The sequence below is a fragment of the Pseudomonas sp. MF6751 genome, assembly GCF_016613265.1.
GTDB classification, from domain to species: Bacteria; Pseudomonadota; Gammaproteobacteria; order Pseudomonadales; family Pseudomonadaceae; genus Aquipseudomonas; species Aquipseudomonas fluorescens_BV.
Map to the genome: position 1 here is coordinate 55,006 of NZ_JAENSV010000021.1, position 21,477 is coordinate 76,482.

Sequence of the window (21,477 nt, forward strand, 5' to 3'; positions counted from 1 at the left end):
CCGTTGTGGGAGCGGGCTTGCTCCCACTGGATTGTGCGTATTTATTCAGCCAGCAATGCGTCGACTTCGGTGACGCCAGGTGAAGTGGCCGGCCCCCAACGCGTCACCGCCAATGCCGCCGCTGCGTTCGCTCGACGCGCCGCCTCAACCGGTTTCAAACCCTTCGCCAACCCGGCAATGAATACCCCTGCATGCGCATCCCCCGCACCATTGCTGTCTACCGCCTGCACCTTGAAGCCAGGTACATGCTCAGTCTCTGCCCCACGCCCTACCCAGCAACCATTTGGTCCATCACGCACAACCAGCAGTGCCTGCAAGTGCTGATTCAGCACGGGCAGCGCCTGACTCATATCCGTCGCCCCGGTAAACGCGAGGGCTTCAGGGCCATTGCTGGTCCAGATGTCGATACGCGGCAACAAGGCACGCATCAACGCCGAGTCCGGCGCCTTGACCAGCGGGCCTGGGTCGAATACCACCACGATCTCTCGCGGCAGCGCCAGCAGCCAGTCAAGCAACGGCTGCGCCTTACCTTCAAGCAGCAAGCTGTAGCCACTGACGTACACGTAATCATCGATACGCGGGACGATCTGAGCCAAGTCGTCGGCGCTCAGCTCACCCTCGGCGCCGAGATGGGAGATGAAGGTGCGTTCGGTGCTCGCTTCAGTCAGCGACACGCACAACCCGGTATCTTTGCCAGCGCTGGCCGCCAAGGCCATTTCAACACCTTCGGCCTGCATCGCGGCACGCGCCAGCTCGCCAAAGCGCCCATCGCCATGGCGGCCCAGATAAACCACCGGCAACCCATTGCGCCGTGCCGCAGCCATTACGTTGAAACCGCCACCGACTTGGAAACTGGCGGAGTTGGCCAGCACGTCACCGCCGCTTGCCGGCAGGGTGTCGAGGCCCATGACCAAGTCGACAATGACCTGGCCGGTGTGCAGCAATCTAGACATTGGCGCTCTCTGCTAAAGCCGGACGACGGTCAGACGCTCCGCCCAAGACTGCATATATTCCGCCAGCCACCACGAAGGTCACGATCCAGCCCAGCCCGTTGTGGCCCAGCCAGGAGTCGAACAGCGGCCCGGCAAACCAGATGTTTTCGGCGGTGGTGCCGATGGTGGTGAAGCTGAACCCCAGCACAATGGCCACGGCCCAGGCACCAAATGCACGCCACTCCACGCCGCCGCGATACCAGTAGGCACTGCTGGGGCTGACGTCCAGCAGGTCGGTGGGGCTGTAGTAATGACGGTGAATCAGGTCGACCACGAAGATCCCGACCCACGCCGTGATCGGCACCGCCAGCAGCGAAATGAAGGTAATGAACGGGCCGTAGAAGCTTTCGGCGATCAGCATGAAGTAGATGGAGCCGGCAAAAATCGCCACGATATCGACGATCACTGCATGCACGCGCTTGACCTTCAAGCCCAGGGTCAGGGTAGTGAGGCCGGCCGAGTACACCGACAGGTTGTTCGACAGCAACAGGCCGCCGAACGCGGTGATCAGGTACGGCACGGCCATCCAGGTCGGCAGCATGTCGCGGATCGCGATGATGGGGTCGGTGGCCGATGCCAGGTCATTGTTACCCACCGACAACAGGCCGCCCAGGGTGATCAGTAGCACCAGCGGGATACCTGCACCAAACGCGGCGGAGGCCACCAGGCGCACGGCCTTGACGCTGCGGTGCTGGTAACGCGACATGTCTGCACCGGCGTTGGCCCAACCGATACCGGTACCGGCCGCCATGGTGCCTACGCCAATGATCATCGCGCTCAACGGCGCCGGGGTGGCGTTGAACACCGCGCTCCAGTCGATGGTGGCACACAGAAAGCCGCCCACCAGAATGTTCAGGCCGCCGAATACGTAGGTGGCCCACTTCTGGATCACCAGCAACGTGGCGTGGCCCAGGCCCGATACGGCCAGGGTCAACAGCACGAAGATGGCAATGAAGATCAGGGTGAGCACCGGCGCGCTCTTGGCCTCCACTGCCGAGCCGAACAGAATGGAGCTCAACGACAACAATACGAAGGCTGCGGTGGTGGTGTTGACGGTTTCCCAACCCAGGCGGGACATCAGCGACACCAATGTCGGGCCGATATTGCCGCGCACACCGAAAATGGCGCGGGACAAGGTCAGGCTGGGCGCACGACCACGGCGACCGGCGATGGAGATGATGCCCACTACGGCAAAGGAGCCCGCGGCGCCAAGAATCGCGACGATGATCGCCTGCCAGATGGCCAGGCCACGAAACGCCACCAGCGTTGCACCAAGGGGCAAACCGAGGATGCTGATATTGGCCGCGAACCACACCCAGAACAGTTGCAGCGGATGACCGTTGCACTCGCCTTCCGGGACCGGCTCGATGCCGCGTGTTTCCAGTTGCCCGGCGGTTTGGCCGGAAGAGGGGCTGCTCATTAAGGGGGGCTCCTGTTGCCTGTATTGTTGTTGTGGTTGTGGCAGCGAGTCGAATCTTTATCCGGTCTTCCTGACCCAACGCTTTTGAATGTGGGAGCTGGCTTGCCTGCTCCTACATTTAGTTCCGTGTTTATCGCAAGGCCAATAACCCTTGAGCCAGCGGCTGCAAGTCCAGGCCATTGACCCGCTTGACCTGTTCAACCAACGCCTCAGGCCAGCACTGCATACCCAGGCACGCCCCCAGCATGGCGCCGAGGATCGCGGCAATGGTGTCGGTGTCGCCGCCCAGGCTGGCCGCCAGGCACAGGGCTTCGAAGGCATTCATATCACCCGACGCCACTTGCTGGGCCAAGGCAAACGAGACCACCACCGATTCCTGGGAAGCCACCGAAGTACCGATCAACTCGTAAAGCAGGTCGGCAAACAACGCTTTATCGCCGCTGCCGACGCTCAGGGTGCGAGCCCAACTGATGCGGGTAGAAATGCGTCCGCCAGCGATCCAGTGACCATGGCTTTCGGCCTGTCGGGCAATCTGGGTCCCGATATTCAGGGCTTCCCCCAGGTCCACGCCATTGATGCCAGCCGAGACCACCGCCGCCACGGCCGCAGCGCTGGAAATACCCAGGCTGGTGTTATGGGTGACCTGGCACGCCTGGATCACCGCCTGGATAAACCGCGCCGGGTCGCTGACATCGGCGGCGATGCCCACCGGGGTGATGCGCATGGCAGCACCATTGGTGGTGCCGTAGCGCCCGGACTCCTCCGGAGTATGACCGGCGAGGATCATGTCGATCGCGCGTTTGGTGGACGGCCCGAGCAAGTCCTGGGAACCCTTGGCGCGCATCCCCGCTTCCCAGTCGATCAGGCGCTGGGCAAGCACGGTGGGCTCGATCTTGCCCTGGCCTTGCACCAGTAACTCGGCAACCAGGATGGCTTGTTCGGTGTCATCGGTGATGGAACCGGCAGGCATGTTGGGCGCAATGGGCTGGTCCGCGTCGGCGTCTTCCAAGGCGGTGATGGCACCGAAGCGCTTTTGTACCTGCTCGCGGCTCAAGGATTGGGTGGGCATGCCTAAGGCATCGCCCAGGGCCAGACCATAAAAGGCGCCAAGTGCGCGATTTTCTCGGCTCATTTCGACGCTCCAAACTGCAGATGCAGGCGAAAGTGCAACGGGTCAAGCAGGCTTTCGACATGCTCCATGAAACGCTCGCGACGATCATAGGTGGTGCGCGACGCCTTGAGAAATACCGTACCGCTGGGGCGCCCGAGTAATTCGGCATCTTTATCGCTCAGGGGTTCGGCACCGATCCACTGGTCGCCGTCGGCCCCGACGTAGCCGTAGGCGGCCAGAGTGATGGTCAGGGAATTATCGATCAGCCCAATGTGGGGCAGGTTTTCCAGATCGCCAACGGCCGGCATCAACGAGCGTTCCAGCGACACCGCTGTACCGTCAGCCGTGCGCCGGAGGCGGTCGAGGGTAATGAACTGGTCGGTGCCGAAACGGCTGAACAGATCCGGGCGCGTCACGGCTTCGAAACGCAGGACGTCGGTGCTTACTTGGGCGCCCGTATCGGCCAAGGCCTGGGCCCAACCGCTGCGTTGGTCCAACACCATGCCGTCAAAGGTGACAATCGAACCGACACCGCTCTGGGTGGCGATGTAGTTGCGACGCTTGAGCTCGGCCAGCGCCTCGCGCAGCGTGCCCCGGCTGACCGCAAACTCCTCGGCCAGTTGGTGCTCGCCAGGCAACAGGAAACCGTCGGCCATGACACCCCCCTCGATACGGCGGATGAGCTCATCGACGACGCGTTTTTTCTTATCAAATCGAACATGTCTAATCATGTACAAATTGATAACCGAAAGCCCGTGTTTACCGCAAGAGGATTATTTCAGGCTGAAGGCAAAAACCGCCTCAGGGCTCCAGGCCGATGGGGAAAAACTCCCCGTTGCTCCAGACGCCAAGCCAGTTCTGACCGTTGATCGGACGGCTCACCGCCAACTCCACCAACTGGTAAAAAACGTTGCGATGCACCAGGGCTTCGAGGTTGGTGCGAACGCGCACATAGGGGGCGGGTTCCTGGGTGATGGGGTCGGTGACCACCCGCAGCGGGTGTTCGAGGCCTGCCTCGACCTGTTCGTCGACGTTGGTGGTAAAACGCAATACCTGGCTTTCGCCCTGCCCTTGCACTTCCACTGTCACTGCAACAAAGGGTGCGTCATCGACACGGATGCCGACCTTCTCCACGGGCGTCACCAGGAAATAATCGTCGCCATCGCGGCGGATGATGTTGGAGAACAACTTGACCATCGGCTTTCGCCCGATAGGTGTGCCCTGGTAGAACCAGGTGCCATCGCGGGCGATGCGCATGTCGATGTTGCCGCAGAAATCCGGGTTCCACAGATGCACCGGTGCCGGCCCCTTGCCCTTGGGCAGTTGGGCCAATAAATCATTGGCCTTGGCGGAATCGGTCATGGCGGGCTCCTCTGTCTTACTGATCACTCATACCCAGCAAACCGCGGGCATATTGCGCCAGGGGGCGAGCGATCAAATCTTGTGGCGATGTGTCGTGGAACGTCAGTAAACCGCCACGACTGCGAATACGTGCAGTATCAATCAAATACTGGGTGCTGGTCTCGATCAACATGACTTGGATCACCCCGCTGTCCAGGCCAAGGCGGTCCAGGGCTTGCTGGTCGGTCCACTCGTCGGCGTTGCCGATACGGTCATCGGCTGCCGCAAAACGGCAATACAGCAGGTAGTGAGCACCGACGGCACGGGCTTCGGCCATGGCCTGTTCAAGACCTTCGGGTTGGCGGGCGCGACGCACCATAGGGAAATATTCAACGAAGCCATTGAATGCTTCCTCGGCCACCACATTGGGCCGCGGGTAGGCGCTGCCCGGCGGCACGAAGGCGCCTTGGGCAATAAACACAAAGGAGTCCGGCTGTATGCGCACCGAGGCGGTACGCCGCGTATCGCTGTGATCGAGCAGCCCGGCATCGCTCATCTGATAGCGGGTGCCTTCGGCCATATCACTGACGGTCATGCAACCGCCCAAGGCCAATGACGCCAGCAGCAAAACCAGACTACGCATCCTAATCCTCCAGAGGCCGGTGACAGGAAACCGGCGAATGGGGCGTGGGATGCAGAATCCGCGCCATTCAGCTGCGCCACAAATCAAATGTGTGAACCCGCAATATCTAGCTTAGCCACCAATGATCTTCATGATCGTGGCACCGCCGGAGAACGCCACTTCCTGCTTGTCAGCCAAGGCCTTCATCAACAAGCCCTGCAACGCTGGCAACGCCTGGTGACGCGGTTGATCGAGCAAGTCACCGACATAATGGCGATTGCTGGAGGACAGGCACCCATGCAGCCAGCCGGTGGAGGACAACCGCAACCTCGAACAGGTGCGGCAGAACGGTACGCTCTCGTTGGCGATCACACCGAAGAAGCCTTTGCCCGGCACTTCGTAGCGTACCGCCGTCGCATCGACGGGGGCGTTGGCTTGCAGGTATTCATGTTGCTCGCCGATCAAGCTGAGCAGCTGTTGCAAGCTGACGAACTGTTGCAGGAACGCGTTGGAGTCTTTGGCCAGGTGCCCCATGCGCATCAGTTCGATAAAGCGCAGCTCGTAGCCACGCGCCAGGCAGTAATCGAGCAACGGCATCACCTGGTCCAGGTTCTGGCCGCGCAACGGCACCATGTTGACCTTGATCTTGATTCCGGCAGCACTGGCCTGGTCCATGCCATCGAGCACGGTGGCCAGGTCGCCGCCACGGGCGATGCTGCGGAAAGCGTCGGCATCCAGCGTGTCGAGGGAGACATTGATGCGCCGAATACCGGCTGCCACCAGCAACGGCAGTTTACGCGCCAGCAGTTGGCCGTTGGTGGTCAGGCTGATGTCGCTCAGGCCCATCTGCCCTACCGCCCCCATGAAGGCTTCCAACTTGGGGCTGACCAACGGCTCACCGCCGGTAATGCGCAAGCGCTCGATACCCGCCGCTTCGATCAGATAAGCCACGCCTCGGGCCATGGCCTCGGCCGACAGTTCATCCTGGGCAGCCACCAGCCGCTTGCCGTCAGGCACGCAATAGGTACACGCATAATTGCAGGCTGAAGTCAGGCTGATCCGCAAATTGCGAAAACGCCTGCCTTGACGATCAACGATCATGGATCACTCCGGCAGAGGATAATTCGGGCGCGCTAAAAGCTGACTCATAACTCAGCTTTTAGCAAGGTCCTTGCCTGAGTATATTCCTGGGTTACTGCGCCTGGCAGTAAATCGTTGTGCCATCACTGTGGCGAATGACTTACGTGGCAGGGGTGTCGCCGCTCTTCTCGGCGCCCGGCAGTTCCGGGCTGTGCTTGCGCTTGTTGCCCATGCGCACGCCGATGTCCATCAGGAATTGGAAGAATCCTTCCTGGTCTTCCAGCACATTGCTCCAGAACGGCGAGTGGTACAGCGCCACAGCGCCATGCACCAAGGCCCAGGCGGCGCAGTAGTGGAAATACGGTGGCACGTCTTCAAGCTTGCCTTCGCTGATACGGCCCTTGATCAGCAGGGTCAGGCGTTCGAAGTTCGAGGCGCGGATCTTGTGCAGCTCCTCGACCATCTCCGGCACCTGGTGACCTTTGACCACCTTCTCTTCCAGGCGGTCGAACAGGCGGTAGCGCTGTGGGTCACGCATGCGGAACTCGAAGTAAGCGCGGGAGAGGGCTTCCTTGTCTTTGTCGACATCCGCCGAGTGCAGCAACTCGTTCAAATCGCGCTCGTAGTCAAGCATCAGGCGCAGGTAGATTTCGGCCTTGGACTTGAAGTGTTTGTAGATCGTGCCTTTGCCGATACCCACGGCATCCGCAATCATCTCGACGGTGACGCTGTCTTCACCTTGTTCGAGGAACAGCTTGAGCGCGGTGTCGAGAATTTCCTGCTCACGGCGGCGAAATTCACGGACCTTACGGGGTTCTTTGTGCATGAGGAAGAGTCTGCAAAGGTCGGAAATAGGGAGGGTTGCGCAGGGCCATGGATACGTGGCGATACGATTTACCCGGTGCGAGGGATTATCCCGACTGAACGGTCGTTGGGCAATGTCTATGTGAACCCGTCAGGCACATAACTTTCAATGCGCCAACGATTTCGCCGTTATCAGTCAGAAATAATACGCAACACCTGAACCTGCCCATCAGCGCAATGAGAACTCAAGCGAAGGCCGCGTATTCCAAATCTGTTTAAAAAACGATCAATCACGACTGGACTGAATGGGATAGTGGTCAATACTTCAACTGTCGGCGCGACATCTCCCCCAAGTGACGCGTCGACCTGGGTACCGACGGACTGCGTGCCCTTGTTTTACTCCTAATGGTCTTAGCCCGGATTCACCCCCCAGAACCCGGGTTTTTTTTGCCTGGGATTCGGCCGCCCTAACCGGCCACGTGGGCCAGCGGGAACAGGCGCTTGAAGTTCTCGGTAGTCTGCTCGGCAAAGCGTTCGTACGACTCGCCGCGCAGCATCGCCAGGTAATCAGCCACGTCACGTACATATTCGGGCAAGTTCGGTTTGCCACGATGGGGGATGGGCGCCAGGTACGGCGAGTCGGTTTCCACCAGCAGGCGGTCGGCGGGCACCTGGCGGGCCACATCGCGCAGCGCGTCGGCATTGCGGAAGGTGACGATGCCCGACAGGGAAATATAGAACCCCAGGTCCAGGGCCGCCTTGGCCATGTCCCAGTCTTCGGTAAAGCAATGCAACACGCCAGCCTGCGGCAACGCGGCTTCACGCAGCAAAGCCAGGGTATCGGCACGGGCGCCTCGGGTGTGGACGATCACCGGCTTGCCCGTCTGCTGGGCGGCTTGCAGGTGCAGGCGGAACGAGGCCTGCTGCAACTCGGCAGCTTCAGGCTCGTAGTGATAGTCCAGGCCGGTTTCGCCAATGGCCACCACTCGCGGATGGTTGAGTTCGCCCAGTAGCCAGTCCAGAGCCGGCGCTTCGCCTGGCTTGAGGTCAAGCGGGTGAATGCCCACCGAGCAATCGACGTCGGCGTAGCGATCAGCCAGGGCTTTGACGTCGGCGGCGTTGTCGGCGCTGACGCCAATGCACAGGAAGTGCCCTACCCCACGCTGGCGGGCAGCTTCAAGGGCGACGTCGAGGGAACCGCCGTGCTGGGCAAGGTCGAGGCGATCAAGGTGGCAATGGGAATCTACGAGCATAGGAATCTGAGCTTAAGTCACAAAAGAGGTAGGGCCAACGATACACCCGTCAGCCACGGAATTTAACGGCGCCCGAGCAGGCCGACCCACTGCACCAGCAACGCCTCGAGCAGCAGCACGCGGTTGAGGTTGGCCTTGCCGAGGACTTTCTGGCGCTGGGCGAGGATCCAGTCCTGGATGTTCAGCACTTTGTCCTGGGCACTTTTTTGCGCCAGGTATTGCACGACCTTGCGCATATCCGCCAAGCCCAGGCCGTTCTCATCCTGGGTGAGCTGGTAGCGCAGAATCAGGCTGGACCAGTCGCAGAACCAGTCGAACAACAGCAACAGCGGAATATCCTTCCAGGCGCTTTCGGCCAGTTGCGTGGCGGACAATTCCTGCTTGAGCAGTTTCTTCACGCCTTCCACGACCAGTGCACGCTGTTCGCGCACGCCCTGAGCCTGCAGCTTCACTGCCGCCAAAGGCGAGCCGGCCGCCAGGGTCAGCAACTCGCCTCGTTCTTCTGCGCTGCATTCCGGCAACGCCTGCGCCAGCCATTGCAGGCTCATGGCCTCGCTGGGCAACGGGCAAGCCTGCTGCACGCAACGGCTGCGAATGGTCGGCAACAAGCGGCTGGACTGGTGGCTCACCAGCAACAGCACGGTATCGCCGGACGGCTCTTCAAGGCTTTTGAGCAAGGCGTTGGCCGCGTTGATGTTCATCGCCTCAACCGGCTCAATCAGCACCACTTTGCGCCCGCCCATCTGCGCGGTCTGCACCACGAAGCTCACCAGGTCGCGCACCTGGTCGACCTTGATGGCCTTGTCCGCTTCCTCGGGCTCCAGCACATAGTTGTCCGGGTGACTGCCAGCCTTGAGCAACAGGCAGGACTTGCACTCGCCACATGCCTCCAGATTGACCGGGCGTTGGCACAACAGGCTGCCCATCAGGCGTTCGGCGAGGTGGCGTTTACCGATGCCCACCGGCCCATGCAGCAGATAGGCGTGGGCGTGCTGGGCGCGCCCCGCCAGTTGCTGCCAGAGGCCGTCCTGCCACGGGTAGGACTCAGCCACGGCTACGCTCCAACAGAGTGGGCAGCAGCGCGTCGATAGCCTGTTGCACGCGGCTCAGCGGCTGGGCGGCGTCCAACAGGTAATAACGTGCGGGCTCAGCCTTGGCGCGCTGCAGGAAAGCGCTGCGCACCGCATCAAAAAAGGCCTGGCCTTCCAACTCGAAGCGATCCAGACGACCTCGCGCACTGGCGCGGGCCATGCCCACTTCCACCGGCAGGTCGAACAACAGGGTCAGGTCGGGGCGCAGATCGCCTTGCACGAAGGTTTCCAGGGTGGTGATGCGCTCCATGGACAACCCCCGGCCCCCACCCTGGTAGGCGTAGGTGGAATCGGTAAACCGGTCGCAGATCACCACGGCACCCCGCACCAGGGCCGGGCGAATCACTTCGGCCAGGTGCTGGGCACGGGCGGCAAACACCAGGAGCAACTCGGTGTCCGGATTCATCGGCTCGTCACCTGGGGTCAGCAGGACGTCGCGAATGCGCTCGGCCAACGGCGTACCACCCGGCTCACGGGTCAGCACCACCTCGATGCCCTGCGCACGCAGGCGCTCGGCCAGGTAGTCACGGTTAGTGCTTTTGCCGGCGCCTTCCGGGCCTTCCAGGGTAATAAACAAGCCAGTCACAGGCAGTCCTTAGTCAGAGTCATTGCGGGCTTTGCGGCGCGGTAGTGTCCGGCGCGGGCTCGATCGGAGCGTCGGGGGTAGGCGCATCGCTGGAAGGTGCCGAATCTTCCAGCGGTTTCACCACCGGTGCCGGGCTGGAACGGTAATCGGCACGGCGCTTGAGTTGGAACTCACGCACAGCGGCATTATGCGCATCCAGGTTATCCGAGAATATATGGCTACCATCGCCACGGGCGACGAAGTACAGGCTGCTGCCCGGTACCGGGTTCAGCGCTGCGTGGATGGCCTCGCGGCCGACCATCGCGATGGGCGTGGGCGGCAGGCCGGCGACCATGTAGGTGTTGTAGGGGTTGGCTTCCTTGAGGTGGGCGCGGGTCAATTTACCGTTGTAGCGCTCACCCAGGCCGTAGATCACGGTGGGGTCGGTCTGCAGCAGCATGCCGATCTTCAGGCGACGCACAAACACACCGGCAATCTGCCCGCGCTCCTGAGGCACCCCGGTCTCCTTTTCCACCAGCGACGCCATGATCAGTGCTTGGTAAGGGTCGGTGTAGGGCGCCTCGGCGGCACGCTTGCTCCACTCTTGGGCGAGTACATCGTCCAGGCGGTTGTAGGCTTTTTTCAGGAACTCGACATCAGTCATGCCGCGGACAAAACGGTAGGTGTCGGGGAAGAACCGCCCTTCAGGAAACACACCTGGGTGGCCAAGCTTATCCATCACTTCGCTGTCAGTCAGGCCCGCGAGGGTCTGCACGATCTTTTCATGCTTGGCCAGGGCGGTGCGCACCTGACGGAAATTCCAGCCCTCCACCAAGGTCAGGCTGTACTGCACCACTTCGCCGCGCTGCCACAGGCCGATCAAACCCTCGGCGGTAAGTCCCGGGCTCATGCGGTACTCGCCGCTGTGCAGTGGCTGGCCTTCGAGGTTGAAGCGCCAGTACAGACGCAACCAGAATGCATCGTCGAGCACGCCGTCGGCTTCCAGACGATTGAAGGTGCCCGTCGGCGTAGCGCCAGCAGGTACATCGAGCAACTGCTCCTGAGGCAGCTTCAGGGGCTGCTTGAGGGCAGAGTCGAGTTTCCAGGCAGAAAAGCCCACGAGCAACGCCGCCGAGATCAGGCTGATCTGCAGCAGTAACACCAGTTTTCGTATCAACTCAAATATCCAATAGCGCGCGAACAATGCCCTGCAGTTTACGGGTGAGCGGCCCAACCGGCCAGCTCATCGCAGCGCAGCCTCGCACCGGCCAAATGCCATAAACGCTGTTGCAGACGAAGACTTCATCGGCCTGTTGCAACTGCTCCACACTGATGTCGGCCACGGCCACCGGGACGCCCAGCGCTTGTGCCTGGGCCAGCACCTCGGCGCGCATTACGCCCGCAACGCCACAACGGCTCAGATCAGCGGTTAGTAACAAGCCGTTGCTCACCAGGAAAAGATTGCTGAATATGCCTTCGATCACCCGGCCAGACATATCCAGCATCAGACCTTCGGCATGTTCGGCATCTTGCCATTCGGCACGCGCGATCACCTGCTCCAGGCGATTGAGGTGCTTGATACCGGCCAGCAACGGCTGCTGCGCCAAGCGCGTGGCACACGCGAACAGGCGCACGCCTTCGACTTTATGGGTAGATGGGTAAACAGCGGGCGCGCTGCCCTGCAAGATGCGGCGCACCGGGGCGCCAGGGTTGATGCCGTAACCGCGCAAGCTGTCGCCACGGGTGAGGATCAATTTGAGAATACCGTCGCCAAGGATGGCGGCGAAGCTCAGTACTTCGTGGCGAATCAACCCGTGATCCACCACCAATGCCAAACGCCGGCACCCCTCTTCCAGGCGTTGCAGGTGACGGTCGAGCAGCAACGGCTGCCCGGCCTTGACGGCGATGGTCTCGAACACCCCATCGCCATATGCCAGGCCGCGATCTTTCAGGGGCACGCTGTCCGCTGGCTGACCGTCGACCCAGCTGTGCATCACTCGGCGAACCGGCGGAACACCAGGGAACCGTTGGTGCCACCGAAACCGAACGAGTTGGAAATCGCCACGTCGATCGGCATGGGCTGCGCTTCGTGGGGCACGAAGTTCAGGTCGCAGCCTTCGTCCGGCTCATCAAGGTTGATAGTCGGCGGAGCGACCTGATCCCTGATTGCCATCACACTGAAGATCGCCTCGACCGCGCCCGCCGCACCCAACAGGTGGCCGGTCATGGACTTGGTGGAGCTGACCGCCAGCTTATAGGCGTGCTCGCCGAACACCGACTTGATGGCCTCTGCTTCCGCCAGGTCGCCGGTCGGGGTCGAAGTGCCATGGGCGTTGATGTACTGCACCTGGTTGGGGTTGACCTTCGCATCGCGCAGGGCATTGGTGATGCAACGCGCAGCACCCGCACCATCGGACGGCGGCGAGGTCATGTGGTAAGCATCGCCGCTCATGCCAAACCCGATCAATTCGGCGTAGATAGTGGCGCCACGCGCCTTGGCGTGCTCCAGCTCTTCTAGCACCAGCGCACCGGCACCATCGGAGAGCACAAAGCCGTCACGGCCCTTGTCCCACGGACGGCTGGCACGGGTCGGCTCGTCGTTGCGGGTCGACAGCGCACGGGACGCGCCGAAGCCGCCCATGCCCAGGCCGCACGCGGCCATTTCGGCGCCGCCGGCGATCATCACGTCGGCTTCGTCGTAGGCAATGTTGCGTGCCGCCATGCCAATGCAGTGGGTACCTGTGGTACACGCCGTGGCGATTGCGTAGTTCGGTCCCTGTGCACCCAGATGAATGGACAGGAAGCCGGAAATCATATTGATGATCGAGCCCGGTACGAAGAACGGTGAAATTCGACGTGGGCCAGTCTCATGCAAGGTGCGGCTGGTTTCTTCGATATTGGTCAGACCGCCAATACCTGAACCCATGGCCACGCCGATGCGGTCACGGTTGGCGTCGGTGACTTCCAGGCCGGCGTTACGCACAGCCTGAAACCCGGCAGCCAGGCCGTACTGAATGAACAGGTCGAGCTTGCGGGATTCTTTGATCGAGAGATATTCCTCGACATTGAAGCCCTTTACCGAGCCGCCAAAACGGGTGGAATAGGCAGAAAGGTCCGTGTGTTCGATCAGACCAATACCACTGCGGCCAGCCAGAATGCCCTGCCAACTGCTCGGCACATCCGTACCCAGTGGCGACAACATACCCATACCGGTGACTACGACGCGTCTACGCGACACAGCACTCTCCTTTTTCTAATGACGACACTTTTCATCGCCGCTAAAGAAAAAACCGCACGCCTTTACAGCAGTGCGGTTTTTCCCTGACAGCAAGCGACGACTACAAACTATTACGCCTGGTGGCTAGTAACGTAGTCGATGGCAGCTTGAACAGTAGTGATTTTTTCAGCTTCTTCGTCCGGGATTTCGGTCTCGAATTCCTCTTCCAGAGCCATCACCAGCTCAACGGTGTCAAGGGAATCGGCACCCAGGTCTTCTACGAAGGAAGCAGTGTTGACCACTTCTTCTTCCTTAACGCCCAGTTGCTCGGCGACGATTTTCTTGACGCGCTCTTCGATGGTGCTCATACCTTGTTTAACTCCTAATGGACAAATTCAGGCAGCTGGCCAGTGGGTAAGTGTATAGAAAGCCATTTCAGCTTTTCAACTGAAAGCTTCACCCTGTACCCGGTCGGCCACCTGCCTATAAATTAAGTTGCAGCTTTATAACGGATTTTAGACAGCTCGTATGACATTTTTTTGAAGCGATCCGTCACAATTTAACTCATGTACATCCCGCCGTTAACCGGGATTGTAGCCCCAGTCACGTATGCCGCACCGTCAGATGCCAGGAAAGTGACCACATTCGCGATCTCTTGGGCCTGGCCCAGACGGCCCAGCGGAATCTGCGTCAGCAAGGCTTCGCGCTGTGCTTCCGGCAGTTCGCGGGTCATATCGGTGTCGATGAACCCAGGGGCCACCGAGTTGACCGTAATCGACCGCGAGCCGACTTCACGCGCCAGTGCGCGGCTGAAACCTTCCAGGCCGGCCTTGGCAGAGGCATAGTTTACTTGGCCTGCGTTGCCCATGGCACCCACTACGGAGCCAATATTGATAATTCGGCCCCAACGCGCCTTGGTCATGCCGCGCAAAACGCCCTTGGACAGGCGAAACAGACTGTTCAGGTTGGTATCGACCACGTCGTACCACTCGTCGTCTTTCATGCGCATCATCAGGTTGTCACGGGTGATCCCGGCGTTGTTCACCAGGATAGCCGGTGCGCCGAACTGAGCAGTGATCTGGGCCAGTACGGCAGCCACGGACTCATCGCTGGTCACATTCAGCTCAAGACCGGTACCTTGCACGCCGTTTTCCTTCAGGGTCGCGGCGATACGCTCGGCGCCCGAGGCGGAGGTGGCGGTGCCGATCACAACGGCGCCCTGACGGCCCAGCTCCAGGGCGATCGCCTGGCCAATGCCACGGCTTGCGCCGGTAACCAGTGCAACTTTACCTTGCAGACTCATGCAGGCTTCTCCTAAGTAAGGGATTCAGGCCAGTGCCGCGCGAGCGGCAGCGAAGGCTTCTGGGGTATTGAGGTTGACGGTCGACACACCGTCGGCGCAGCGCTTGTTCAAGCCGGCCAGGACTTTGCCCGGGCCGCACTCGACCAGTTCGGTGGCACCGTTGGCGGCCAGGGTCTGGACCGATTCAACCCAGCGAACTGGCTTGTACAGTTGCTCCAGCAGGTCGCGCTTGAGGGTGTCGAGGTCGGCGGCCACGGCCGCGCTGACGTTCTGCACCAGTGGGATCTGCGGCGCCTGCCAGTTGATGGCAGCGATAGACTCGGCAAAGCGCTCGGCCGCCGGGCGCATCAGTTCGCAGTGGGACGGTACGCTCACCGGCAATGGCAACGCTCGCTTGGCGCCACGGGCCTTGCAACCCTCGATGGCACGCTCGACGGCCGCCTTGGCACCGGCGATCACCACCTGACCTGGGGAGTTGAAGTTCACCGCGCTGACCACTTCGCCTTGCGCCGCTTCGGCGCAGGCCTCGATCACCACCGCGTCGTCCAGGCCCAGGATAGCGGCCATGCCGCCCTGCCCGGCCGGAACGGCTTCTTGCATCAGTTGACCACGACGCTCGACCAGCTTGACCGCTTCAGCCAAGGTCAGGCTGCCCGCGGCCACCAGGGCGCTGTATTCGCCCAGGCTGTGACCCGCGACGAAGGCAGGGCGTGCGCCGCCTTCTGCCAGCCACAAGCGCCACAGGGCGATCGAGGCGGTCAGGATGGCCGGCTGAGTTCTATCGGTTTGGTTGAGCAATGCTTCCGGCCCTTGCTGGGTCAGTGCCCACAGGTCATAACCCAGGGCGTCGGAAGCTTCCTTGAAGGTGTCCAGGATCAGCGGGTATTGCGCGCCCAGCTCGGCCAACATGCCGAGGGACTGCGAACCCTGCCCTGGAAAGACGAATGCGAGGGATGTAGACATGTAACAAGCCCCTAATGATCTGGTCGTCAAAAATGCTCGCGCCTACGGTGGGCGCGAACGAAACTGACTGATTGGATGGTCAATTGAACTGGCCGGTCACATTTAAGCATTCCCGGGCCAATTCGCCTAAGGCAACAGATCCTCGAGACGGCCGTGCAAGCGTTGCGGCAGGTTCTCCTGAATCTCGATCAAGGCCCGTGCAATTGCACTTTGAAAGCCCAGCACACCGGCCGAGCCATGGCTTTTTACCACAATGCCCTGCAAGCCAAGAAAGCTTGCACCGTTGTGCCGTGCTGGCGCCAGGTCAGCCTGCAAGCGTCGCATCAGGGGCAACGCCAAAGCCCCCACCATACGTGACGCCAGGCTGCGCTTGAACAAAGCTTCAATACGCGTGGCAATCATGGTTGCCAGGCCTTCGCTGGACTTGAGCAGGATATTACCGACAAAGCCGTCGCACACCACCACATCAGCTTCACCACGGTACAAACCATCACCTTCAACAAAGCCGATGTAGTTCAAGCCCCGCGCGCTTTGTAGCAAGGTGGCGGCAAGCTTGACTTGCTGGTTGCCCTTGATGTCCTCGGTACCGATATTCAGCAGGGCAACCCTGGGCCGGGCCACGCCCAGCGCTTCGGCGGCCACCGAGCCCATTACGGCGAACTGCAGCAGGTGCTCGGCGCTGCAATCAACATTGGCGCCCAGGTCCAGCAGTTGGCAATAGCCTTTCTGCGTCGGGATCGCCGCCACCATCGCCGGCCGATCAATACCCGGAAGGGTTTTGAGCACATGCCGCGACAAGGCCATCAACGCGCCGGTATTACCGGCACTGACACAGGCTTGCACCTTGCCATCACGCAATAGCTCAAGGGCCACCCGCATTGAAGAATCGGGTTTGCCACGCAGGGCAACCGCCGGCTTTTCATCCATGCTGATGGTTTCGCTGGCTGGCGTAATCGCCAGGCGCGCGCGATCCACCGCCGGATGGCTGGCAATCAGTTCTTCAAGTAGGGAGGGTTGACCGACGAGGGTCAGGTGCAGCGAGGGCGTGGCAGACAGGCTGGCAATGCAGGCCTGAACAATGCTGCGGGGACCGAAGTCCCCGCCCATTGCGTCAATCGCGATGACTTGAGCAGACAAGTGATTACTCGTCAGCGCCCTTGTCGATCACTTTACGGCCACGGTATACGCCTTCTGGCGATACGTGGTGACGCAGGTGAACTTCACCAGTGGTCTTTTCCACGGACAGGGTGCTAGCCTCGAGAGCGTCGTGCGAACGGCGCATGTCACGGGCGGAGCGGGATTTTTTGTTCTGCTGAACAGCCATAATTGATTAACTCCTAAACGTTTGGGTCACGCTTTAACTGCGCCAATACACTGAACGGGTTGGACCGCGTTACCTCGTCCTCGCTCGGCTCGGCCTCGTCATCGAGACCCTCCGGCTGCTGGCATTCTTCCGGATGATGAGCAGGCACAATGGGCAAGGCGAGCAAAAGCTCCTCCTCGATCAGTGCATGCAGATCCAATGGATCTTCGCCCAGTTCCAGCACGTCATAACCTTTCGGCAACGACTGGGTATTCGCACCCTCTTTCACCACAGCATAACTGCATTCGCTGTGGATCGGCAGGGTGACCAGCTCAAGACAACGCTGGCAAACCATTTTGACTTCGGTGTCGATAACGCTGTGGATTACCACAGATTTACGTTCATCTCGTTCAAAAACGAATTTCGCCTGCACCGTACCGACAGTGTCGGAAAGCGGGTCGCAGAGTCTCTCCAAATCGGCCAGCAGCACTTCACCTTGAAGGGTGGTGCCACGATCAGCCAATTTGCGCGGGTCAACGTGAGGTGGAATCGGGTCATTCAACATAGGCGCAGCATTATAGGGATGCACCCGGCCATGTCAAAGGAAATTCAGCCCTGTGCGTCAGCCGGTCACGTCGCTAGAATCGGCGACTGCCTTGAGGAGACGTATATGCTGCCTTTATTACTCGCGTCCAGCTCGGTTTATCGCCGGGAATTACTGAGTCGCCTGCACCTGCCGTTCACCTGCAGCTCGCCGGATATCGACGAAAGCCACCGTCCGGATGAATCCGCCATCGAACTGGTCAAGCGCCTGGCCGAACAAAAGGCCCGCGCCCTCGCCGCCAGCCATCCTGGGCATTTAATCATTGGCTCGGATCAGGTCGCCGCACTGGAAGGCCGGATCATCGGCAAGCCGCACACTTTCGAAAATGCCCGCGAGCAATTACTGGCTGCCAGCGGCAAGCGTGTGAGCTTTCTTACCGGGCTGGCACTGCTCAACAGCGAGACAGGACGCTGCCAGGTGGACTGCGTGCCGTTTACCGTACACATGCGTGAACTGGATGCAGAGCGTATTGAGCGCTATCTGCGAATTGAACAGCCGTATGACTGCGCAGGCAGCTTCAAGGCCGAGGGACTTGGCGTGAGCCTGTTCCAGAGCACGGAAGGGCCTGATGCGACTAGCCTTATCGGCCTTCCGCTCATCAGGCTGGTGGACATGCTGCTGACCGAAGACGTGAAAATCCCTTAAGAACACTGCAAAACCAAATGTGGGAGCGGGCTTGCTCGCGAAAGCGGAGTGTCAGTCGATACAAGTGCGACTGATCCACCGTCTTCGCGGGCAAGCCCGCTCCCACATTTTGAGCTATATCAGCCTTGAGATTTTAGCGCAGGGATGGCCCCTCGAAGCCCATGTACAGCGCCAACTTCTCCGCCACACTGGCACCGAGTTTCTTGGAGAAGCGATCAAACGGCGATTCCTCGACCGTAAAATCCACCAACTCCTTCTCACCCACTACATCCCGCGCCACCGAGCTGGCGCTGCCCAAGCCGTCAATCAAGCCCAGCGGCAATGCCTGCTCGCCCGACCATACCAGGCCGGAGAACAGCTCCGGATGCTCTTTATCTTTCAAGCGATCCCCACGCCCCTGCTTGACGCTGGCGATGAACTGACGATGGGTAGTGTCGAGCACGCCCTGCCAGAACGCGGTTTCATCCGCCTTCTGCGGCTGGAAAGGATCGAGGAACGACTTGTGCTCACCCGAGGTATAGGTGCGACGCTCGACCCCCAGCTTCTCCATGGCACCGACAAAACCGTAACCGGCCGCTGTCACACCGATAGAACCCACCAGGCTGGCCTTGTCGGCATAGATCTGGTCTGCGGCACTGGCAATGTAATAGGCGCCCGAGGCTCCCAGGTCGGAGATTACGGCATAGAGCTTGGTATCCGGATGCAAGGCGCGCAGACGACGAATCTCGTCATACACATAACCCGACTGCACTGGGCTGCCACCTGGGCTGTTGATGCGCAGGATAACGCCCTTGACCTTGGCATCCTCAAAAGCCGCGCGCAGGCTGGTGACAATATTGTCGGCACTGGCGGGCTCCTTGTCGGCAATCACGCCGCGCACTTCGATCAAGGCAGTGTAGTGACTGCCACGGGTGGCGCTCTTTTCCATGTCCATCAGCGGACTGAACAGCGCCAGCATCCCAAGCAGGTACACAAAGGTCAGCAGCTTGAAAAAAATCCCCCAGCGCCGCGAACGCCGCTGTTCCTGGACGCTGGCCAGGAGGGTCTTCTCCAACAGCTTCCAGCTTTTATCATCACTGCTCTCGGCCTTTTCAGGCGCCTTCCACTCGTCACTCATGCCATCAACCCCAGCAAAGACTTATCGGGCCCGGCTGAGCCAGGCCTGCAGTTCGGAAAAATGATCAATCGTCAGCCTCGGCTCGTACTGCTGCAACGCCTCGGCAGACTGGGCGCCGTAGCTGACGGCGACACTATCCATGCCCGCATTGCGGGCCATCATCAGGTCGAAAGACGCATCACCCACCATCAATGCCTCGCGTGGCGTAACGCCACAGTGCGCAAGGATCTGCTCCAGCATCAAGGGATGAGGCTTGCTGGCGGTTTCATCCGCAGCCCGGGTGATATCAAAGTAATCTTCCCAGCCGTGAGCCTTGAGCACACGGTCCAGGCCGCGACGAGCCTTGCCGGTGGCGACCGCCAGGTGATAGCCCTCGGCACGAAACGCTTGCAGCGATTGCACCACGCCTTCAAACAGCGGCGAAGGGGTAGCTTCCAGCGCAATGTAGTGGTCGGCGTAGTGCTCGCGAAACGCTACCAACTCGGCGTCGCTGATGTCGGGGTACAGGGTGCGAATGGCTTCAGGCAAACCCAGGCCGATAATGCCCTTGACCGCCAGGTCCGTGCACAACTCAAAACCCGTGCGGGTCGACGCCATGTGCATGGACTCGACGATGCGGCCAATGGAATTGGCCAGCGTTCCGTCCCAATCGAAGATCAGCAACTTGTAGTCAAGGTGCGACACTCAAACGCTCCACGGTCTTGGCCCACATTTCATCGACCGGCGCCTGCAATTTCAGCTCGCCGCCATCGGGTAGCGGCACGGTGAGCATGTAGGCATGCAGGAACAGGCGCTTGCCGCCCAGGTCGCGAATTTCCTTGGAGAAATCTTCGTCGCCGTACTTGGTGTCGCCCGCAATGCAGTGGCCCGCATGCAGGGTATGCACACGAATCTGGTGAGTGCGGCCAGTGACCGGCTTGGCCTCGACCATCGTGGCGAAGTCACCGAAGCGACGCAGCACCTTGAACAGTGTCAGAGCCTCTTTGCCCTCCTCGTCCACTTCGACCATGCGCTCGCCGGAGCGCAGGTTGCTCTTCTGCAGCGGCGCACGCACGCTCTTGATCGAGCTGGCCCAGTTGCCGCGCACCAGCGCCATGTAGCGTTTGTCCACGCCGTCGCCACGCAGGGCGGTGTGCAAGTGGCGCAACATGCTGCGCTTCTTGGCGATCATCAACAGGCCGGAGGTGTCACGGTCCAGGCGGTGCACCAGTTCCAGCTCCTTGGCATCCGGGCGCAACTGACGAAAGGCTTCGATCACGCCGAAGTTCAAGCCACTGCCGCCGTGAACCGCAATACCACAGGGCTTGTTGATCACGATCAGCTTGTTGTCTTCGAACACAATCGACGCTTCCAGGCGCTGCAACAGGCCTTGGGCCAGCGGCACCGGCTCGTCGCGCTCAGGCACGCGCACGGGCGGCACACGGACGATATCGCCCGCCTGCAGCTTGTACTCAGGCTTGATGCGCCCCTTGTTCACGCGCACTTCGCCTTTACGCAAAATGCGATAAATCAAGGTCTTGGGCACGCCTTTGAGCCTGGCCAAAAGAAAGTTGTCGATGCGTTGGCCGGCATATTCCGGCGAGACCTCAAGCAGCTGGACGCTGGGGGTCGGGGGGGTGGTAGTCGTCATGGCGGCGATGATAACAATTTTTTATGGAATTGAAGCACTTAATCATTACTGCTATAGTCGCGAACGCCGCCAAAAGCGGCCTGGACAGAGGACATGCGGCAAACTGCCGGCCCTGACCATCGCAATTCATCAGGACGCGAGGCCGTCCTACGGGGCTTTCGCCACCCAGGAAGGCTCAAGATTGTAACAAGCGCAGGTGACATGAGGCCTGAAGCGAGTGCAGAAAGCAGAGTGAATACTCGCCTTTTGCGCCGATATTTACGGCCAGTTCACAAAGTGCAGTCAGTTTTGAGCCAGACCATGGCGAATGCTTCGGAAACAACGCCTGTTAAGAGCTGAGTGAGAGCGCAACCGCCCACACCTAGTCTTGTTTAGCCATGAGCGTGAACTCCCCATTGGAGAACACGGTAAATGCC

At 60.5% G+C, this 21,477-nt stretch carries 24 protein-coding genes; 1 reads left to right on the forward strand and 23 read right to left on the reverse strand.

What is annotated here, in order from left to right; genetic code table 11:
- Positions 1-41 precede the first annotated feature (41 nt).
- From JJD66_RS17775 to JJD66_RS17870, 20 genes are all read right to left on the reverse strand, one after another.
- Positions 42-953, reverse strand: a complete 912-nt coding sequence (locus JJD66_RS17775; RefSeq protein WP_105227926.1) for a PfkB family carbohydrate kinase — start codon at positions 951-953, stop codon at positions 42-44.
- Positions 946-2,412, reverse strand: a complete 1,467-nt coding sequence (locus tag JJD66_RS17780; protein ID WP_200648673.1) for a purine-cytosine permease family protein — start codon at positions 2,410-2,412, stop codon at positions 946-948. The genes JJD66_RS17775 and JJD66_RS17780 overlap by 8 nt, the downstream gene beginning before the upstream one ends.
- 130 nt (positions 2,413-2,542) lie before the next feature.
- Complete coding sequence (locus tag JJD66_RS17785) at positions 2,543-3,544, reverse strand: ADP-ribosylglycohydrolase family protein (protein WP_200648674.1); 1,002 nt, start codon at positions 3,542-3,544, stop codon at positions 2,543-2,545.
- Positions 3,541-4,254 (reverse strand): GntR family transcriptional regulator, encoded by a 714-nt coding sequence (locus JJD66_RS17790; protein WP_200648675.1) that lies wholly within the window; start codon positions 4,252-4,254, stop codon positions 3,541-3,543. Before JJD66_RS17790 ends, JJD66_RS17785 begins: the two co-directional genes overlap by 4 nt.
- A gap of 70 nt (positions 4,255-4,324) precedes the next feature.
- Complete coding sequence (locus JJD66_RS17795; RefSeq protein WP_105227932.1) at positions 4,325-4,885, reverse strand: DUF1285 domain-containing protein; 561 nt, start codon at positions 4,883-4,885, stop codon at positions 4,325-4,327.
- A gap of 16 nt (positions 4,886-4,901) precedes the next feature.
- The gene (locus JJD66_RS17800) at positions 4,902-5,507 is read right to left on the reverse strand and encodes a DUF4823 domain-containing protein (RefSeq protein WP_034128431.1); all 606 of its coding nucleotides are present in this window, start codon (positions 5,505-5,507) and stop codon (positions 4,902-4,904) included.
- Between the two features lie 111 nt (positions 5,508-5,618).
- A complete protein-coding gene (locus tag JJD66_RS17805; RefSeq protein WP_019817203.1) occupies positions 5,619-6,587 on the reverse strand; it encodes a GTP 3',8-cyclase MoaA in 969 nt (322 codons plus the stop codon).
- Between the two features lie 139 nt (positions 6,588-6,726).
- A complete protein-coding gene (locus JJD66_RS17810) occupies positions 6,727-7,392 on the reverse strand; it encodes a TetR/AcrR family transcriptional regulator (RefSeq protein WP_034128432.1) in 666 nt (221 codons plus the stop codon).
- A gap of 445 nt (positions 7,393-7,837) precedes the next feature.
- Entirely contained in the window at positions 7,838-8,623 is a 786-nt protein-coding gene (locus tag JJD66_RS17815) for a TatD family hydrolase (protein WP_054922130.1), read from the reverse strand.
- Between the two features lie 62 nt (positions 8,624-8,685).
- Complete coding sequence (locus JJD66_RS17820) at positions 8,686-9,675, reverse strand: DNA polymerase III subunit delta' (protein ID WP_200648676.1); 990 nt, start codon at positions 9,673-9,675, stop codon at positions 8,686-8,688.
- Complete coding sequence (gene tmk, locus JJD66_RS17825; protein WP_198716412.1) at positions 9,668-10,300, reverse strand: dTMP kinase; 633 nt, start codon at positions 10,298-10,300, stop codon at positions 9,668-9,670. The genes JJD66_RS17820 and tmk overlap by 8 nt, the downstream gene beginning before the upstream one ends.
- Before the next feature lie 19 nt (positions 10,301-10,319).
- Positions 10,320-11,456 (reverse strand): endolytic transglycosylase MltG, encoded by a 1,137-nt coding sequence (mltG, locus tag JJD66_RS17830; RefSeq protein ID WP_200648677.1) that lies wholly within the window; start codon positions 11,454-11,456, stop codon positions 10,320-10,322.
- Position 11,457: 1 nt separating this feature from the next.
- Positions 11,458-12,273 (reverse strand): aminodeoxychorismate lyase, encoded by an 816-nt coding sequence (gene pabC, locus JJD66_RS17835; protein ID WP_200648678.1) that lies wholly within the window; start codon positions 12,271-12,273, stop codon positions 11,458-11,460.
- Positions 12,273-13,517: a beta-ketoacyl-ACP synthase II gene (gene fabF / locus JJD66_RS17840; RefSeq protein ID WP_034128438.1), complete on the reverse strand. Its 1,245-nt coding sequence runs from the start codon at positions 13,515-13,517 to the stop codon at positions 12,273-12,275. The genes pabC and fabF overlap by 1 nt, the downstream gene beginning before the upstream one ends.
- A 110-nt stretch (positions 13,518-13,627) precedes the next feature.
- A complete protein-coding gene (gene acpP / locus JJD66_RS17845; RefSeq protein WP_003175607.1) occupies positions 13,628-13,864 on the reverse strand; it encodes an acyl carrier protein in 237 nt (78 codons plus the stop codon).
- A gap of 191 nt (positions 13,865-14,055) precedes the next feature.
- A complete protein-coding gene (gene fabG / locus JJD66_RS17850; RefSeq protein ID WP_003189275.1) occupies positions 14,056-14,799 on the reverse strand; it encodes a 3-oxoacyl-ACP reductase FabG in 744 nt (247 codons plus the stop codon).
- A 24-nt stretch (positions 14,800-14,823) separates the two neighbouring features.
- Complete coding sequence (gene fabD, locus JJD66_RS17855; protein WP_200648679.1) at positions 14,824-15,762, reverse strand: ACP S-malonyltransferase; 939 nt, start codon at positions 15,760-15,762, stop codon at positions 14,824-14,826.
- 126 nt (positions 15,763-15,888) lie between these two features.
- Positions 15,889-16,899 carry a phosphate acyltransferase PlsX gene (gene plsX, locus JJD66_RS17860; RefSeq protein ID WP_200648680.1) on the reverse strand — a complete coding sequence of 337 codons (1,011 nt, stop codon included), beginning with the start codon at positions 16,897-16,899 and terminating at the stop codon, positions 15,889-15,891.
- Between the two features lie 4 nt (positions 16,900-16,903).
- Positions 16,904-17,086 carry a 50S ribosomal protein L32 gene (gene rpmF, locus JJD66_RS17865; protein ID WP_003179396.1) on the reverse strand — a complete coding sequence of 61 codons (183 nt, stop codon included), beginning with the start codon at positions 17,084-17,086 and terminating at the stop codon, positions 16,904-16,906.
- 13 nt (positions 17,087-17,099) lie between these two features.
- Positions 17,100-17,630 (reverse strand): YceD family protein, encoded by a 531-nt coding sequence (locus JJD66_RS17870; RefSeq protein ID WP_003175611.1) that lies wholly within the window; start codon positions 17,628-17,630, stop codon positions 17,100-17,102.
- A gap of 105 nt (positions 17,631-17,735) precedes the next feature.
- Here JJD66_RS17870 and JJD66_RS17875 point away from each other — a divergent pair, with 105 nt between their 5' ends.
- Complete coding sequence (locus JJD66_RS17875; protein WP_054922142.1) at positions 17,736-18,314, forward strand: Maf family protein; 579 nt, start codon at positions 17,736-17,738, stop codon at positions 18,312-18,314.
- A gap of 133 nt (positions 18,315-18,447) precedes the next feature.
- On the opposite strand, the gene JJD66_RS17880 is transcribed toward JJD66_RS17875, so the two are convergent.
- Genes JJD66_RS17880 through rluC form a run of 3 tightly spaced genes read right to left on the reverse strand, consistent with a single transcriptional unit; the run spans position 18,448 to position 21,061 of the window.
- Positions 18,448-19,431: a S49 family peptidase gene (locus JJD66_RS17880; RefSeq protein WP_200648681.1), complete on the reverse strand. Its 984-nt coding sequence runs from the start codon at positions 19,429-19,431 to the stop codon at positions 18,448-18,450.
- Positions 19,432-19,452: 21 nt separating this feature from the next.
- Complete coding sequence (locus JJD66_RS17885) at positions 19,453-20,115, reverse strand: HAD-IA family hydrolase (RefSeq protein ID WP_200648682.1); 663 nt, start codon at positions 20,113-20,115, stop codon at positions 19,453-19,455.
- The gene (rluC, locus tag JJD66_RS17890) at positions 20,102-21,061 is read right to left on the reverse strand and encodes a 23S rRNA pseudouridine(955/2504/2580) synthase RluC (RefSeq protein ID WP_034128444.1); all 960 of its coding nucleotides are present in this window, start codon (positions 21,059-21,061) and stop codon (positions 20,102-20,104) included. Before rluC ends, JJD66_RS17885 begins: the two co-directional genes overlap by 14 nt.
- Between the last annotated feature and the right edge of the window lie 416 nt (positions 21,062-21,477).